Annotated in this window: 7 protein-coding genes; 1 reads left to right on the forward strand and 6 read right to left on the reverse strand. The window is 63.6% G+C overall.

Features of this window, described 5'->3' with window-relative positions; all coding sequences use genetic code 11:
- Positions 1 to 559 precede the first annotated feature (559 nt).
- From BV034_RS12780 to BV034_RS12795, 4 genes are all read right to left on the reverse strand, one after another.
- Positions 560 to 1,486 (reverse strand): hypothetical protein, encoded by a 927-nt coding sequence (locus tag BV034_RS12780; RefSeq protein WP_050027397.1) that lies wholly within the window; start codon positions 1,484 to 1,486, stop codon positions 560 to 562.
- A 15-nt stretch (positions 1,487 to 1,501) separates the two neighbouring features.
- Positions 1,502 to 3,130: a hypothetical protein gene (locus tag BV034_RS12785; RefSeq protein ID WP_050027398.1), complete on the reverse strand. Its 1,629-nt coding sequence runs from the start codon at positions 3,128 to 3,130 to the stop codon at positions 1,502 to 1,504.
- A gap of 22 nt (positions 3,131 to 3,152) precedes the next feature.
- Positions 3,153 to 3,749, reverse strand: a complete 597-nt coding sequence (locus tag BV034_RS12790) for a hypothetical protein (protein WP_050027399.1) — start codon at positions 3,747 to 3,749, stop codon at positions 3,153 to 3,155.
- Positions 3,750 to 3,965: 216 nt separating this feature from the next.
- The gene (locus BV034_RS12795) at positions 3,966 to 4,949 is read right to left on the reverse strand and encodes a hypothetical protein (RefSeq protein WP_265592930.1); all 984 of its coding nucleotides are present in this window, start codon (positions 4,947 to 4,949) and stop codon (positions 3,966 to 3,968) included.
- Between the two features lie 86 nt (positions 4,950 to 5,035).
- On the opposite strand from BV034_RS12795, the gene BV034_RS12800 reads away from it, so the two are divergent.
- Positions 5,036 to 7,462: an MMPL family transporter gene (locus tag BV034_RS12800; protein WP_265592931.1), complete on the forward strand. Its 2,427-nt coding sequence runs from the start codon at positions 5,036 to 5,038 to the stop codon at positions 7,460 to 7,462.
- Here the strand turns inward: BV034_RS12800 and pbpC are convergent.
- Positions 7,361 to 9,799, reverse strand: coding sequence for a penicillin-binding protein 1C (pbpC, locus tag BV034_RS12805; RefSeq protein WP_050027402.1), 2,439 nt, complete (start codon positions 9,797 to 9,799; stop codon positions 7,361 to 7,363). The two genes, BV034_RS12800 and pbpC, sit on opposite strands and share 102 nt — an antisense overlap.
- A gap of 744 nt (positions 9,800 to 10,543) precedes the next feature.
- A complete protein-coding gene (locus BV034_RS12810) occupies positions 10,544 to 16,363 on the reverse strand; it encodes an alpha-2-macroglobulin family protein (protein ID WP_050027403.1) in 5,820 nt (1,939 codons plus the stop codon).
- Between the last annotated feature and the right edge of the window lie 209 nt (positions 16,364 to 16,572).

Below are 16,572 nucleotides of genomic sequence, written 5' to 3' on the forward strand. Positions count from 1 at the left end.
GGTAGAGTGACGATGATGGCGGTTCGTGAAAGTGACGCTGCAGACGCTTCAGTTAGTGCCTCCTCACTTCGACAACTACAAGGGCACTGGGTGGTTGGGAGTCAAAGACCGGTGGGAGTGTGCAGCGGCGGGGGCCATCAGCCTGCCTGCTCCCCCGTAAGATGGGCGACGTTCCCTCTGCCTGATCCGCTTCCAACACCGGTTGTAGTTGTCGACGTGAGGAGGCACAATTTGCGGCATCTTGCGGCGAACGTCAGTCAGCGCATGACATCAGGTCCAACCGACGTGGAGGTGTTGATAAAAATGGGCCGATAGCGGGTGCTGTCGGCCTTCCCACCTGATCATCCTCTTTGGAGGTACCCAGGGTCTCCGTCCACTTCGTGGCCTTTGCCCCTGGGCTGGGCTCTGTGTGCCTTTCAGGCCCAAATCCTCTGAGGGGACTTACTGGGGGCTGAGCCAGAGTCGGTTCCTTGGCGGGCACAGATTTCCCGGTCTGTAGCGGAGCAGCATTTTTGATGTTCAACCATCCTGTTGGTCGCGCCCCCTTAACCCTTGCCCCTTATTCCTTCTCCTTCACCTTCCTCGGTTCGGCAAAGATCACGTTCTTCACCAACATTTGACCGAGGGGGAGGTTGCTGCGCATTTGCAGCAGTTCATTGGTCACGTCCTGGGTGAGCGTGATGTGGCCGATGCGGAAGATGCGGAACGTTTGATCGGAGCCCGTGGCGCGATCGGCGCTGAGGGTGGCGGTGAGGTCGTTGCCATCGAAGAAGGCGCGGATCTCCACGTCGCTGTCCAGCTTGGCGGCTGAGAAGACAATGTTCAGATCATACGTGCCAGCGGGGAGGCTGGGCACGGTCCACTCGGCCACGCCTAGGGAGAGCGTTTTTGCGGAGGGGTCTGCGGGAACGCCCTGTACCTTGGCCGTGCTGGGATGCAGCACCAGACCGGGTCGCTTGCCCATGCCTTGGCCGGGACCGGGAGGGCCTGGAGGGGGAGGCGGTGATCCGGGCGCTGTCACCATAGGGGTGCCGCCGACCACAGGAGGAGCAGCAGGCTGGAGCGCGGTATAAGGCATGGCGCCACCGTTGGAGATCAACTGCTTCACCTGCTCGATCTCCTTCTCCACCGTCTTGGCGTCAGACAGGCGGGCACGGGCGCTGAGCTGCTGGCGGAGCAACTCCAGCTGGCGCATGTAATCCTGCAGAACCGGGGCGTGAAGGCGGCGGAGGTTGGACTTGTAGGTGGCGTCCAGCGTGTCCAGTCGGGACTGAAGGCTGGGTGATGCGGAGGCTGCGGGAACGGCTGCCGTCGCAGCGGAGGCAGAGGCGGGCGCGCCAGCCGGTGCAGAAACAGGAGCCGGTGCCGGTGCAGGACTCTGCGCTTGCAGGGCCAGAGAAGGCGCGGACAAGGAAACAACCAATGCCGCCACCCGGCACAGGCCAGGAAGGTGAGAAGGCTGGGAAATGGAGGAAAGGGGACGCATCACGCGGTTCGCTGGTCAGTTCGCGGTCGTGTTCGTGTTCGCGGGGGGCGCAGGCTTTTCCTGGTCGGGTGAGACCGCCCAGGCCCCTGGCGGGATGGGGCGCTGCCGGGCCTGCTTCTCGCGTTCCTTGAGATTGGAGAGGGTCATTTCCTCGAAGCGGCGGGGATTCTTTGCCCGCGCGGTGGGCGTGTTCACACAGGCGAGGCCGTTGTCCACCAGGACACCGGCGAAGTCGCCCACGCCCTCGAGCTGCACAGCCACCAGCAGGTGACCGTCCGGGTCCTTGGTGCCGCGGGTCAGGATCTTGAGGGGGCGCCCTTGGAGGAATGCGTCGGTGAAGACCTGTGCCTGCTTGCCCAGGAGATAGATGTCATCCGGTTCCAGGCCAAAGTAGTCACTGCACATCTTGACCTGTGCCCCACCGTGGACGGAGAGGGGCGGGCAGGTCACCCACAGGAGGCGGACGGGCACGGACTCACCCTGATAGCTGACCAGAAATTCATCGCCCGTATTGTTCACGCTGGAGATGTAGGTGGCCCCCTCCCATTCCTTGAACCCTTGTCCACGCAGGCTGGTGGTGGGGGGGGCCGCATTGCTCACGGCACTGATGCGATCAGGTCGTTCCAGCAGGCGTTGGGCGGCGCGAGTCTCCACCTGAAGGTCGGCGACGGCCTCTTCGTCATTTCGGGCGTGCGCTTGTTCTGCCAGTTTGTTTACCTTGTCGATGTAGGCATCCACGTACGGCTTGATGGACTGCTGGATGCGGGCCACCCGGCTCTCATTGATCTTGGTCACCTCATCCACGGCCGGGGCAGGGGGCGTGCTGCCATCCGGAGGAGCTGCGGGAGGAGGGGTGTCACCTTCCTTCGCGGGAGTGAGGCGCACTTCCTTCAGCCGCATGACCCCGCCAGAACCGCGCGTGCGGGTGATTTTTACCGCGAACCTGGCAGAGGTTCGGTTCAGCGTGATGGGGGCGAGCTGGAGGTAGGCAGGCTTGTCCCAGCCTCCAGTGTCGGCTACCTGTCCGGCACGGCGGTTCATGGCCGCACCTGCCAGACTCGAGTCTTCGTAAAATTCAAATTCGCCTCCGGTGATCTGGTCTTCACTCACCGAGTAGATGCTCATGCGGGTGGGCGGATCGCCCATGGGAGCGACGGAGTAGGTCACCACCACATTGTACTTCCCTGGGACCATCTTTTGCACATCCCAGACGGCGATGCTGCCCACGGTCTTCCAGTTGGTCAGGTCGCCCGCGGTCCGGTCATAGGAAACGGTGCCGCTGGGCCGGGCATCGGCCGCCTTTAGCACCACCACGTTTGAGAGGGTGGGATCGTCCAGGGACTTCGCGTACAGATCCGCCAGCTCCTGGCGCAGACGCTGAGCGGTTAGGGCCTGCTCGTAGTCGCCCTCCCCACCCACCTCGCGGGACAGATTGCCCAAGGCCACGGCATATTGTTCCGCCAGTGTTTTGGAGGACGCCAGGGCGCGCAGGGCATACTGCTGTCGCAACTGGCTCAGTTCTACGGGTTCTCCGGGGATGACGGCGGCGGGCGGTGTCGGGGCCGCCGTCGGTGGTGCTTGGGCGAGAGAGAGGCTGACGAAAGTCAGGTGCGGCAACAACAGCAGAGCAAGACGCGTTTTCACCGGCTTGAGGGAGGGGAAGGGATTAACGGGCGGCCGGCATGAGTACCAGACCATACACGCGCAGAGAGGCGCTTTTCTCAGGCGCTTTCGCTTTCAAGGTGAGAATGCCGCTGCCATCGCGGACACGCAGGGTGCCCAGAGACTTCTCCTCCGCCCGCTTCAGGGGCGGGCGGCAGGTCGCGCTCAGGGAGTAAAAGGACTCCTGCAGGATCACCTCGCCGTCGTCCGCGGTGTAGCGGAGCAGGACCTCGTAGCCGCCGGGGGGCAGGTCGGGCAGCTTCCACGTGGCGGTAGCCCCTGGGTTGCTGAAGCCACTCAGGACTGTGCCTTGGGCGTCCAGAGTCAGGCCGTTCAGCATGGCGTCGCTGAGCTTGAACTCAATCTTGTCCGGCAGACTCTTGGCCAGCAGGCTCAGAGCCTGGGCTTTCAGAGCGGGAAGCTCCTTCTCCAGGGCAGCAATTTCTTTCTCCAGCTTCAGGCGCTCATCCCGGGCGCGGATGGCCCCGGCAAAGTCCTGGGCAAAAGCCAGTTTTTTCTCCAGAGCGATCAGCTCATCGCGCTGGGTGCGCTTCTCCGGCAGAATCGCGCCGACCAAATCCTGGCGCAGTTGCAGCTTCATGGACCGCAGGTCCCGCTCGGGAGACGCATCTTGAGCGGCGGAGGAATGCTGGGAAGCAAATAGCAATACCGCCAACAGGGCGGCTGAGACGGCCCGTGAGGGGAGGATAGAGAGTGAGGAGAACAGTCGGACAGGCAAAGGAGACGCGCGGGTGCTGATTTGTACGGAATTACTCCTGATCCAGCATAATGATTACCATGATGGCGGCAAGCCCATTCAGTGGGAACCGGACGTTCGTTTTTCCACGACCGCCTCGATTTCGAGGTCCAGTTCCTGACGGCAGATGTCTGCCTGGAGGAAGGTGGCCTGGTGGCTGGCCAAGCCCAGTTCCTCAGTGAGCCAGTCTTTGATGAGCGGAAGCGCCTCGGCGTGACGCAGATAGCACTTGAAATCCCGGCGGACGATCCCGGCCTTGGCGGCTGCCTCAGGGCCGCGCAGGGCCTCCATCATGTCCATACGATCAAACATGATTTCGATGTTGTGCATCGTGGTGCGGAACTGGGTATGCCAGTCGCCCTCACCCACGGTGCGATGCCCCTCGATGCTGGCCGTCCCGCTGAGGTATCCGGTGGTGGTCCCGCCCTCGGTGACCAGCACGGCCCGCGCAAAGCTGGGCGGCTTGGGGCCGTAGTCAGAGGGGTAGTGGTAAGCAGGGACTTGGGAGGGATTCTCCAGATAAACGGGGTGCGTTTTACCTGCGATGAAGGTGAGGATGAACTGACTGCCCCCAACGCCCACGCCGGAGGCGGCTGGCATGTAGGCCCTTAGATCCCGCCCAAAGCGCTGCTCGAAGGCCATCCATCGGCCCAGGTTGAACTGCCGGTACCGCTCCAGACCGTGGTCGGTCTCGTTGATGTGTGGCACGTAGTTCCAGATTCGATGAAGGTAAAACCCGCGGCTGGTGCAGATCTGTAGAAGCTGCGAGTAGGCGGCCTGAATCGGCTCCTCCAGGCGACCGTCCACATTCACCACCACGGCCCCGTGCAGGTGGTCGCTGGACTCAAGAAAGTAAAATGGCCCCTCCTGACGAGCACTGGCTCCGGCGGTGAGCCACTTTTCTTCGAAATGGCCGTGCAATCCGGGGATGGGGAGATCCAGGCGGCAGGTGCCGGGAAGATGGCTCAGGGCGCTGGTCTTGGCATCGAAATGAACTTCAAAATGAGGGACATGGGGGCCTGCGAGCACATCAGGGAACATCATGGGGATTAACGCTTTTTTAGGATGAAAAGTCAAACTCTTGCACAGTCACTCATGGACGTATGGATCGGGGTGTTTATTCTCCCGCCATGCGATTTTGGATGCGACTGGGGCTGCTGATTCTGGTGGCGGTGCTGACCGTCTTTGGGGTCAAGCGGCTGCGCCTGGACACGGACATTCTGGGCACTCTGCCGGCGGACCTGCCGGAGGCCAGGGGATTGCGCATCCTGCGAGACGGTTTCTCCGGTGGGGATGAGCTGCTGGTGGGATTGGTGGCCCCTGATTCGGAGGCCGCGGCGGCCAGCGTGGCGGGGCTGGGCGAGCACCTCCGCAGGGCCAGCTACCTCGTCCGGAGCGTGGAGTGGGCCGGTACCCTGGAGAATCCAGATACCGCTGCCGCCCTGTTGGCCTGGGCGCTCCAGAATGCTCCGCCGGATCGGATCGCCCGACTGGAAAGCCAGCTCGGGCCGGACAAGCTGGCCGCTCATCTGGAGCGGGTTTTGGAAAAGCTGGCGAGCTCCCCAGATCCCGCCGAGGTGCAGCGGTGGTCGTATGATCCGTTGGGACTGCTGGATGCGGTGGATCTGGGGGGGCTGACCTCCATGGAAGATGCGGGGTTCAGCACCGCCTCCGCCGATGGCACGGTGCGACTGCTGCTGGTGGCCCCCAAGGAAAAGCTCACCGGGTACAAGCGGGCCAGTGCCTGGATGGCGGAGGTGCAGGGGGAGATTCGCAAGTGGCAAAACGAGGGAGACGACGCCCGGCACCAACTGCAGTTCCTCTACACCGGGGAGCCTTCTTTCATGGCGGAGACCGGCTCGGGCATCGAGCGGGACCTGAGCGGGACCATCGGTCTGGCCACGGTGCTGATTGCTGCGCTCTTTTGGTTCATGTTTCGCCGGTGGAAGATCCTGCTCTGGATCCAGGTGCTGCTGGCGCTGGTGGTGCTCTTCAGTCTGGCTCTGGGCGGCTGGGCGCTGGGGGAGCTCTCCATCATGAGCCTCGGGTTCGCCTCCATCTTGCTGGGCATTGCGGTGGACTACGCGGTCTTCATCTTGCAGGAGGGCATGGATCACCCGCATCTCTCTGCCGCGGAGCTGCGGCGCAGCGCGTTGCCGCCCATCTTCGGCGGGGCCTGCACCACGGCCACTGTGTTTCTGGCACTGCTCTTCAGCGGCCTGCCGGGTCTGGCGGACATGGGGCTGATGGTGGCCCTGGGGGTGATGGCGGGCTTCGCCGTCATGGTGCTCATCATGCCGGAGCTGGTGGTTCGAGGAAAAGTGCGCCCCACGGCGCTGCCTGATCGCACGTCCGCAGTCTCTCCCCGTACCGGACTGCTGGCCACAGTGGGAGTGCTGCTCGTGATGGTGGGCATCTTTGTCGTGCGCGGTTTCCCGGGATTCCAGTCCAGCTCGGCCGTGCTGCGTCCCGCGCACAGTCAGTCCATGGCGGGATGGGAACGTTTGCAGCAGGCGCTGGGCAAGCCGGATCAGGCCACGGTGCCGCTCATCGCCACCTCGCCGGACTGGCAAAGCGCCCGTGAACGTATGGCTCCGGCTGTGAAGGCACTTGATCAAGCCCGTCGTGACGAACTGATCCGCCAGCACTCCCTGCCTGTGGCGCTCCTGCCGGATGCGGCGGCTCAAGGAGCCAACCAAACCCGGCTGGTGCAGATGGCCAGTCAAAAAGCGAGGCTGAATGCCGCGGTGCTGGAGGCGGGATTTACAGAAGATGCGTTGCAGCTCTCCGACCGCACCCTGGCGGTTCTTGAAACTCTGGGAAAGGGGAGTGGGGAACCACAACCCTTGCCCAGCGAGCCGGTCGCTGCGGGCGTGGTGGGACGTTTTTTCAATCCCCAGGCCCCCCAGGGGGGCTCCGTTTTGCTGGGCTCTGTCAGCTTCGCGGGGGAACCCGGCAGCCCAGATCTCGCCAAGCTGGAATCGCTGGGGCAGCGCCTCGTGGGGCAGGACGTGCATCTGGCTGGCTGGGAGACGCTCGGGCCTTCGCTCTCGGCGCGCATCAAGCAAGATCTCACCCGGCTCATGCTGCCGTTGTTGCTCGTCCTCGCCATCATGCTCGCGCTCACCTTCCGCAACCTGGTGGACTTTGCCCTCTGTCTGCTCATGCTCTTCATGGGCATTGCCGCGCTGGCGGCCACCATGGCCCTGCTGGGCCAGTCGTGGAATCTGGCGAACGTGGCATCGCTGCCGCTGCTGTTGGGACTGGGGATCGACTACGGCATTCACATGCTGCTCGCCATGAAACGGGATCACAATGATGTCAGCAAGGTATGGGCCACCACGGGCAGGGCGGTGTTTTTCTGCGGGGTCACCACCATCATCGGGTTCATGAGTCTCGTCTTTGCCAGCAACGGCGGGGTGGCCAGTCTGGGGATCGCCTGCTCTGTGGGCAGTCTATGGACGCTGGTCTTCGCCCTGTGGCTGCTGCCCCACTGGCGCGCCTGGCTGGGCGGGAAGCGGGACGGGGAGCCGTCCGGGCCGACGCAGGGCCGCTGAGGGCGGCGGGCGTACCTCGATGCGGACCCTCGCCAGGTCCTCGCTGCCGGGCTGGCGGGCCACCAGTTCATGGTGACCCACGGTGAGCCGGGCGTAGGGCTGGTCTTGGTCCAAGGCTATCTCCAGCGTGGGGGAGGTCCACTGGAGGCCTTCAGGAAAGGCTTCCAGCATCAGGCGTTGCCCTTGATCACGCAGATCGGGATCGAGGTAAAACACGGTGCCATCCAGCGGGGTGGTGATGCGGGGCGGCGTCATGAGCGGTTCCGGCGGACGCAGGGTGACCATGCCGGTGAGCCAGTGATCGCTGCGCGCCAGCCAGGCGGAGTACTCCATGGGCAGATAGGCCCGGCCCGTATCCGTCTGGTAGTCTGCAGAAAGAGCCGGCGGGGGCAGGGTGCCCGGCAGGAAGTATTCCTCCCGGCTCAGGCCCACCAGAGGAGACTGCGCGGTGATGCGGCGTCCATTGCGTGGGTCCACCTTGGCCCGGACGAGGTCTGCGGGCTGCGTGTACCAGGAGGTGCCGCGGGTGTCATGCAGGTGGGTGAAGATGTCCCGGAAGACCGGGCCCGCACCCGTGACTCCTGAAACCTGATTCATCGGGGTGTTGTCAAAGTTCCCCACCCACACTCCCACGGTGAACTCCGGGGTGAAGCCCATCGTCCAGTTGTCCCTGTAGTTGGTGCTCGTGCCCGTCTTCACCGCACACGGGAAGGGCATGCGGATCACCGAGTGGGGGCCGAAGGTCAGCACCCGTGCCTGGTTGTCGGAGAGGATGTCCGCAATGAGGAAACAACAGGAAGGCTGGAACAGCGGGGTCGATTCGGCTGTCGATGGGGCAGGGGCGGTCGGCTGGAGCAGCGTCCAGGGCTGGTTTTTCCCCATGCGGGCGATGCTGGCGTAGGCATTGGCCAGCTCCAGCAGGCGGACCGGCGCATTGCCAATCGTCAGGCCCAGCCCGTAGTGGTCGGCCGCCTGGTCCAGAGTGGTGATCCCGGCGTTTTGCAGAGTTTCTAGAAGCAACGTCTCCCCGCCCAATTGCTGCAGCACCTTCACAGCCGGGATGTTGAGGGAGCTGCCCAAGGCTGTGCGCAGCGTCACGGGGCCGTTCAGCTTGCGGTCGTAGTTTTCTGGTCGGTAGAGGCCGGTCGGGGTGTTGTATTCCACCGGCAGGTCCGGGATGATGCTGGCCGCGGTGAAACCCCGCTCCAGGGCGAGGAGATACGTAAAGGGTTTGAGCGCTGAGCCCGGTGAATGCGGAGCCCAGGCCCCGTTGATCTGGCCGCTGTCGGTGCCGAAGAAGTCGCGCGATCCCGCCAGCGCCAGCACCCTGCCGGTGGTGTTCTCCAACACCACGGCCGCCGCCTGGGTGACATGCTTGCCCTCCAGCAGGCTCAGGCGATGCTGCAGGATCGCCTCCACCCGCCGCTGGAGGTCCGGGGCGATGGTTGTTTGAAAGGTGTTTGGGAGCGATTCGGTTGCTGCTCCCGTGCTCCGTTGTTGCAACAGCAGCTCCACAGCGTGCGGTGCGCTGAATCCGCCGATGCCGCGTTGCAGCTTCAGCGGCTCTGCGATGGCCAGTTCATAGGCCTCGCCTGTGAGCCAGCCCGCCTCCTGCATTTTCTTCAAGACATGCTGCTGGCGTTTGCGGAGCGCCTTCAGATTCTTGAAGGGATTGAGGCGTGACGGGGCCTGGGGCAGGGAGGCGAGGAAGGCACACTCTGCCGGGGTGAGGTCGCGCAGGGGTTTGTTGAAATAACCTTGGGCCGCGCCGCCGCAGCCGGTGAGCAGGTTGCCGTAACTCACCCGGTGCAGGTATTCCGGCAGGATTTGTTCCTTGGTCCAGGACATCTCCAGCCGGCGGGCCTGCAGGGCCTCGGTGATTTTGGTGAGCAGATTGCGCGGCTTGCGCTTCTCTGCGGAGATCTTGATGAGTTGTTGCGTGATGGTTGAGGCCCCCGACACCACCTGGCCGTGACGCAAGTTGTCCCGTGCCGACCGGCTGATGGCGAGGAGATCGACCCCGCCATGGCTGAAGAAACGCTTGTCCTCCGCCGCGAGCGTCGCGTGCAGCAGGGCGGGAGGCACCTGGTCAAATGGCACGGGTGCCCCGACGCGTTGCCCATCCTCGGTGAGCAGTTGTCGTAAGGGAGTGCCATCCGCCGCCAGGAAGGTGGGAGACACGTTTTGGGGTTTCAGTAGTCCTTCTGGGAGGGGGACCGCCCAAGGGAGCACCCACCAGCCGAGGGCGAAGAGAGATGCGCAGCCGAGGGTGACACGCAGGAGTCGGCGTTTGAAGGTGGGGGCTGGTGAGGCTGGGGAAGTGGGTTTGGGTTTCATGCGGCACCTCCTGTGGGATGAGGGGCCGCAGCCGTCGTAGAACGAAGAGGCTGCTGGGTGCGACGACTGAGCGCAGGTGGATAGGGCGTGCGGCCCTGCGGCGACTGAGCCGACGGGGACCGTCGGACTACACCCGAGTATCGCCTCCAGCGTAGTGCGACGGTCCCCGTCGGTCCGGCAGCGGAGGAGAGGTATGAGAAATGCGTTGGCGTCTTTGACCGTTCAACGTGTTCGCCTGCGTTGGCTCGCGCGTTCCTGCGGTAAGACAGAACCCACCAGAGACCTCCGCGAGATGCTTCAGCACGCGGCGAGGGAAGCTCAGACTGCTGGGGGCGACGACTGAGCGCAGGTGGATAGGATGTGCGGCCCTGCGGCGACTGAGCCGACGGGGACCGTCGGACTACACCCGAGTATCGCTTCCAGCGTAGTCCGACGGTCCCCGTCGGTCCGGCAGCGGAGGAGATGTGCGGGCAATATCGGCGTGCATGTGACTGTTCAACACTCCCGCCGCAACTGCCTTGAATGGACACCAGTTCTCTGCCCACGAGCCAATCCGGCTCTGCAGTGGGCAACGATGCCTGTTTCATCGAGAGATGTCCTTCGGTTGTATTCTGCCTGGCCACCCAATGCCCGGGCGGATTACACCCGGGCACCGTGGCCGTTAACCTATACTTGCACCTGTGAACTCAAGTCTTGGGTCTTGTGTCTTCCAGTCTTCTATCTCCCGCGGAGCGGGCGCGGGCCTTACCGCGCCACCACATCGCTGCCATCACCCATCGGCAGGGTCATGACGCGCTGGATCTCACCGAGGCCGTAGTGATTGGGTTCATACATGGCCTCAATGCGGGTGGGGGGCACGATGACGTCGCCTTCTGCGATGACTCGGGCCAGGTACTTCAATTCAAACTGGCCCTGCTCTGTGGCGTCGTTGGTGAAGAAGAGCGCCCGATCACTGCGGAGTTCGCGATGGTCGCAGAACCAGGCATTGTCTTCGCCCTCATCATTCCGGCGCTGGTTCTGGGTGACGAATTCCGGGTTCACGGGTTCGAACACGCTGGGCAGCGGATCGTTGATGGCCATGTAGCGGTTTGGCTTGTCCACGGTGATATCGAGGGTCACCACAATGAGGTCACCCACGCGAAGGTTCTTGGGAACTTCACGGGTGCCGATGGGCGTGAGCCGCTCGTACTTGCGGCGGATGGTGAATCCCTTGGACACCGGCTGGAAGGTCTTGAGGTCCGGGTAGGACTTCACTTCCAGGCGCCCCATCACTGGGCGCGTGTCAGGCAGAACCACGCTCAGGGGAGCGGGGCCACCGTTGCGCTTCAGCGGGAACTGGATGGCCTGGCTGGCCAGGTTGTCTCCCAGAACCACTTGGTTGGGCGTGCCCTGCCAGTTGGCCACCAGCGTCAGCGGGCTGGAGGTGGCGTCCTTGGCAGGACGTTCCGCCGCGCTCAGCGCCAGCAGGCTCCAGGCATTGCCAAAGGTCGTGCCCCAGTCACCGCGACCGGTGCGAGTGCGCAGGAGTTCCGTCGCGGCAGCTTGTGCCTCCGCCTTCATGCCCAGGTGGGTGGCCACCAGCAGGCGCAGCGGGTGCGCCAGTTCGGGGGCGGCCCAGTAGCGATGCTGCGGCGTGCGTTTGGCCGGAGCTTTAATCAACTCCGCAATCTGCCGCGGTGCCCCGTTGTTGAGGCACATGGAGAGCGCCAGATAGAGGCGTGCCGTCTCCGGGAGCTTCTCACGACGCTGGAAGAGCAGCGTGGAGTAGGCAGGCTCTGTCTTGCCGGCCTTGGCCAGAACGTACAGGCCCATGGCGGCATCCGTCAGCTTCTCGTTCTCCGTGCTGGCGGCGAGGTCGAACTCCCGCAGCCCCTTGGAGAGGTAGTCGGTGAGCTTATCCAGGGAATCCTGCGGCACGGGCACACCCCATTCCTTGGCCTTCATCAGAACAAAGGCACCATAAGCGCTGCCCCAGTAAACGGGGGTGTCACCGCCGGGCCAGTAGGAAAGGCCGCCGGAGTCCGTCTGCATGGCCAGCAGGCGACGCACCCCTTTGCTGATGGCGTCGTTCGCCTTCGCCTTCTGCAGCAGGTCTGGGAACATGGCCTCATAGCGGGACAAGGCCAGCCAGGGGAGGGTGGCAGAGCTGGTCTGCTCCACACAACCATAGGGATAGTGCAGGGTCTGATCCAGCGCATCGCGGGCCTCATACAGGCGGCTCTGGCTGAAGCTCAGATTCAAATCGCCTTCGCTCTCCAGCAGCTGGGGATTGATCCGCTGCAGCAGGTTCTGATTGGCGGAGGCGGAGGTGAGTTCAAAATACTGCACCTCGCGGAGCGCGGGGATCGGGGAATTTACCTCGAACTTGCTCTCCACCGCATCGCTCAAGGCCGGAGCCCCTGGGGCCCAAGTGGTGGTCCGTACCTGCCACTTCCACGTGGTGGTGCCGGTCTTCACAAAGCGCACCGGGAAGGCCACGGCGACGGTTTCGCCCGCCTTCAACGTGATGGGGCGGCGCTCGCTGCGGCTGGCATTCATGGTGATGCGGTTCCGTACGCCCACGAGGGCAAACGGACGCTGCTCGGTGATGAGGATGGCATTGTCATCCAGCGTCAGTTCGAGCTCCACGCTGCCATCGTGCGGCGTGGTGTTGTGGACGATGCCCTTGATGAGGATCTCATCGCCCAGGTGGGCAAAGCGCGGCACCACCGGCTCCACCATGAGGGGCTTGTTCACGACAAACTTCGACTCGCCGCTGCCAAAGCGATCTGCATCCTTGGCGGCGACCGCCATCACGCGATAGCGGGTGAGGCTGTCCGGGGCCTTGAAGGTCGCATTCACCTTGCCCTGGGCGTCCGTGGTGAGTGTGGCACTCCACAGCGCGGTGGCTACGAAGTTCTTGCGCAGGGCAGCGCTGGGATCGGCGTCATCGCCGCCACCACCAATGACAATGCCCTTGTTCCCGCGGTAGCGGTCGTCCATGGCCTCTTCCAGCAGGGAGTCCAGGGTGCTGTAGCTGTTCACGGCCAGCGCCATGGGCATGTGGAAGAACTCGAACGGCTGCGGCGTGAGATAGTTCATCAGGCTCAGCACGCCCTCATCCACCGCATAGAGTGTGACATCGGCACCGGCCACAGGTTGTTTCCCAGCATCCGTCACGGTGGCGGTCACGCTCAGTTCCTCACCCGGGCGTACCGTGTCGCTGGAGGGCTTGGCCTCCACAAAGAGACGCTTCTTGTCCGAGGGCACGGTCAGCTCGCAGTAGCCCACCTTGTACTCCGGCATCGGGTCCGGCTGGGGGCTGTCGGCAGCACCGCGCATCACGATCACGGAGACAAAGGCGTTCGGGCCGTCTTCGTCTGTCATCTTCAGTTTCACCACCGGATTCTCCGGCGAAACGGGGGCCACCAGATGGCGAAGCACGCTGTTGCGTTCCACCGTCACCAGGGCCTGACCGGCAAAGGGGGTCTTCACCACGATGCTGACTTCTTCACCCGGCTTCACCGTCGTCTTGTCCGGCTGCAGGGTGATGCGGCTGCCATCTTCCCAGGACCAGGGGAAGCCTTGGCCGCCCACGGCGTAGAAGGGCACCCGGGTGAGCACCGTGCGACCCTGCGCATCCGTGGCAGTGGCAGTGAGGAAATAAGTGCCGCCCTGCTTTGGCGTGAAACTCAGCGTGCCCGCGCTGGCGCGGCCATTGCTGCTGCTGAGCTGCACGGAGGTCTTCAGTTCGTCGATGATCCGGGACTGGTTCTTGGTGGTGATGGCACCGCCTGCGCCTTCCACGCGCACGGTATTCCACTCCATGCGCTCCACCTTCACATCCACGCCGACGGGCGCGGTGAAGCTCTGGCCCTGGGGTGTGATGGCGGCCAGCTCAAAGGAGAACGGCTTGCCAGCGGTGGCGTACCAGTTCTGCTTCTTGGCCCCTACGATGAAGTCGGCGCCCGGGAGCTTGAACTCCGTCGTGCTGGAGATCGTCTGCTGGTTCACGTCGGTCACATCCGCATAGATGCTCACCGTCTGTGGCAGGGAGGCCTTGTGCAGGGGAGGGGCGGGCATCTCGATATCCACCGTGCCGTCGTCATTGAGCGTCAGCTCACCGTTCGCACCCCAGCTGAACTGCGTCTCTTCTTCGTCGCTCTCGGCTGTCTCGTCATCGCGATCCTTCTGACCATAGTGCCAGAAGGCCGGGGCATCGCCGAAGTGGTAGTCTGCCCACTCTGTAGGGGGCACATAGTCCTCGGCCAGGCTGGCGCTCCAGCTCACCTTGGCGGAGGAGAGGGCCTTGCCCATGTAGTACTTGGCCGTGAGCGGCACCTTCACCCGGTCACCCAGAAGACGGTTGCGGTTGCCTTCCAGTTTTACCTCGAACGTGTTGGGCTTGTAGTCATCCACGCGCAGTTCCAGGTTGGCGATCTGGGCGTCTTCATCGTCCCCGTTGGCCGCGGCCGGCAGGGGATTGCCCGTGGCATCCGTCTTGGGGTACTCCAGTCGCAGGCTGTACCAGCCCGTGGTGCTATCTGGGAAGGTGATGTCATCTGCCCAGGTGCCGTTGGCGGTAAAGGTGATCGGCTTCGTCTGCACCGTGCGGTTGCGCTCGTCCGTCAGCACCATGGTGGCGGTGGCGGGCTTGCCGCCCAGCGTGAGCGAGTCGCCATTGCGATGCCGGGTGATGGCTTTCACGTGCGCCGTGTCACCGGGCTTGTACACGGGGCGGTCGGAGAAGATGAAGGTCTCGAACCGGTCGCGGAACGGGGATTCCCACGCGATGTTGATCCCGTGGCCCCACATGCCTATGCGATCGCCGCGGCTGCCGAGGTTCATGGAGGTGCAGTCCTGGTCCTTCGTCGCCAGCACCCACTCTGCTCCTTTGGATGGCACCTTGGCGAAGCCTTGGGCGTCCGTTTGCGCCACCTTCAGGAATCCGCGCTGCGCATCGGCCAGGGTGAGCTGCACGTCCGTGAGAGGCTGGCCGGTCTTCAGAGAGAATGCGTAGATCAATGCCTCCTGATCCGTGCCCTTCACCAGGAGCCCGATGTCGGTGAACTCCACAATCGCGCGGTTCACGATGGCACCGCCGGGAGCCTGATCCTGGGCGGTCGCCAGCAACTCGATGAAGACCGGTGCGGCTGGGCGCTGGCCCAGGATGTCCTTCCACTTCAGCTCCATGTAGGTGGCCTGCTGGAGGGGCTTGTCATTCGCATAGGTCTGGTCGTAGATGACCGTGCCGGGGAAGTTCTCGAACGGAGTGTCCTTTACCTTCTGCGCGGACTTGTTCGTGTCCGTGGCGTGTGGATCATAGCTCTCGTCATAGAGGGAGCGCGCCTTCAGCAGTTCGCCGTCGGAGAGCTGCTTTACGCGCAGGCGCAGGTCCTTGTAGTTCGCAGCATAGACATCGAAGATGCCCTTGCCCGAGGCGAGCTGGGTATTGGTGGTGGCAGTGGTGGAAACATAGACCGGGCTCGGCTGGAAGGTCACGGTGTCCTTCGAGCGCGTCGCCATGGGCAGGCCATCCGCTCCGGGGAATCCGGCCGCTAGCGTCACTGTGTAGGGCTGGTGCAGGAGGAACTCACCCGTGATAGCGACCGACTGGTAGCTGGCTTCCACCTTCAGGCCCGGCACTGGCGGCTCTACGTGAATGAAGGGAGCGATGCGCTGGGCTGCCTGGGCGGGCGGGACTTCATTGCTGCTGATCGCCTTGTTGAAAAGGATGTCGATCGAGTGCGGCCTGTCAAAATGAGGCTCGGCCACGAGACGCTTGATGCCCAGCGGGAGGATGCTGCCCCAGGTGCGGGTGTCCACCCCCTCCAGCGTGGCGTTGCCAGCAGCGTTCGTGATGGTTGCGGGCAGCACCAGCGCCCAATCCTGGCCGATGGGCAGAGGAGCTGCGGTTTCAATAACGATCGCGTTGGGGCGGGTATCCGTCAGCCCGATCTTGGGCTTCGTGCCAGCGATCTGCTCATCCCAGGTCTGCACCAGCTCCGCGTGGTACTGTTTCTTGAAGTCCTTCCCCGTGGCCAGACGCACTGTGGCGGGCACCCGGGTCGGGCTGGACTTGCTCACAAAGTAGGCGTGCTTGGCGATCTCGGCCGGATTCACCCGGTCGTTGAACTGCAGGATGTAAAACGGTGTGCGCTGGGCGGAGTCACCGGAGTAGTAGGGGTAGGCCCGCCATTCGTCGGCCACCTTGAGCCCATCCGTGGCGAATTCTCCCAGGTCCGTCGCTTCCACGGCGGTCCCTTCGACATCTTTCATCCCCGGGCGCAGGGCAAACTTGTAGCTCGTGGCGAACGAGAGCGGCTGGGTGAACCGGAACTGCCCGCTGCGCGAGCTGGTCCATCGGAACTCGCCTTTCACCGCCGGGGCGGCCACCAGGGGAGAGGCCTGCTCCACGGAGCCGACGCGATCCTTGCCCACCATGGGCGTGTCGAATCGCAGCTCGACGGTGGAGGACGGGGACAGGGTGTCAGGCTCGATGACAAGTTCCACGGCGGAGGCCGGGACAGGCGCGAAGCCCGCAAAGAGCGCGCAGAGCGCAGCAACGAATGCTCGGGTTTTCATGGAAAAAATGGCGTTTGGCAAAGCCTAGCAGAATCGGACGTCGTTGACGATGGCAGACATTCACCCATTTTTGTCACTTCTGGCCCGGTTGTGACGCGGGTTGTTGGCCTTTTTGCAGCCTGGCTGGGGAGGACATCTGGCAGAGACAGTTCGACACTTGGGATTACGGACATCGGCGCGATTTCTTGGGTCAGATCGGAGAGAGATCG

It is taken from the genome of Verrucomicrobium sp. BvORR034, from assembly GCF_000739635.1.
GTDB lineage: Bacteria > Verrucomicrobiota > Verrucomicrobiia > Verrucomicrobiales > Verrucomicrobiaceae > Verrucomicrobium.

What these genes read in the sequence shown, in the direction of transcription:
- BV034_RS12780 (WP_050027397.1), bottom strand. Translation starts at nt 1,486, where the DNA reads ATGCGTCCCCTTTCCTCCATTTCCCAGCCTTCTCACCTTCCTGGCCTG.
- BV034_RS12790 (WP_050027399.1), bottom strand. Translation starts at nt 3,749, where the DNA reads ATGAAGCTGCAACTGCGCCAGGATTTGGTCGGCGCGATTCTGCCGGAG.
- BV034_RS12795 (WP_265592930.1), bottom strand. Translation starts at nt 4,949, where the DNA reads ATGATGTTCCCTGATGTGCTCGCAGGCCCCCATGTCCCTCATTTTGAA.
- BV034_RS12800 (WP_265592931.1), top strand. Translation starts at nt 5,036, where the DNA reads ATGCGATTTTGGATGCGACTGGGGCTGCTGATTCTGGTGGCGGTGCTG.
- pbpC (WP_050027402.1), bottom strand. Translation starts at nt 9,799, where the DNA reads ATGAAACCCAAACCCACTTCCCCAGCCTCACCAGCCCCCACCTTCAAA.
- BV034_RS12810 (WP_050027403.1), bottom strand. Translation starts at nt 16,363, where the DNA reads ATGAAAACCCGAGCATTCGTTGCTGCGCTCTGCGCGCTCTTTGCGGGC.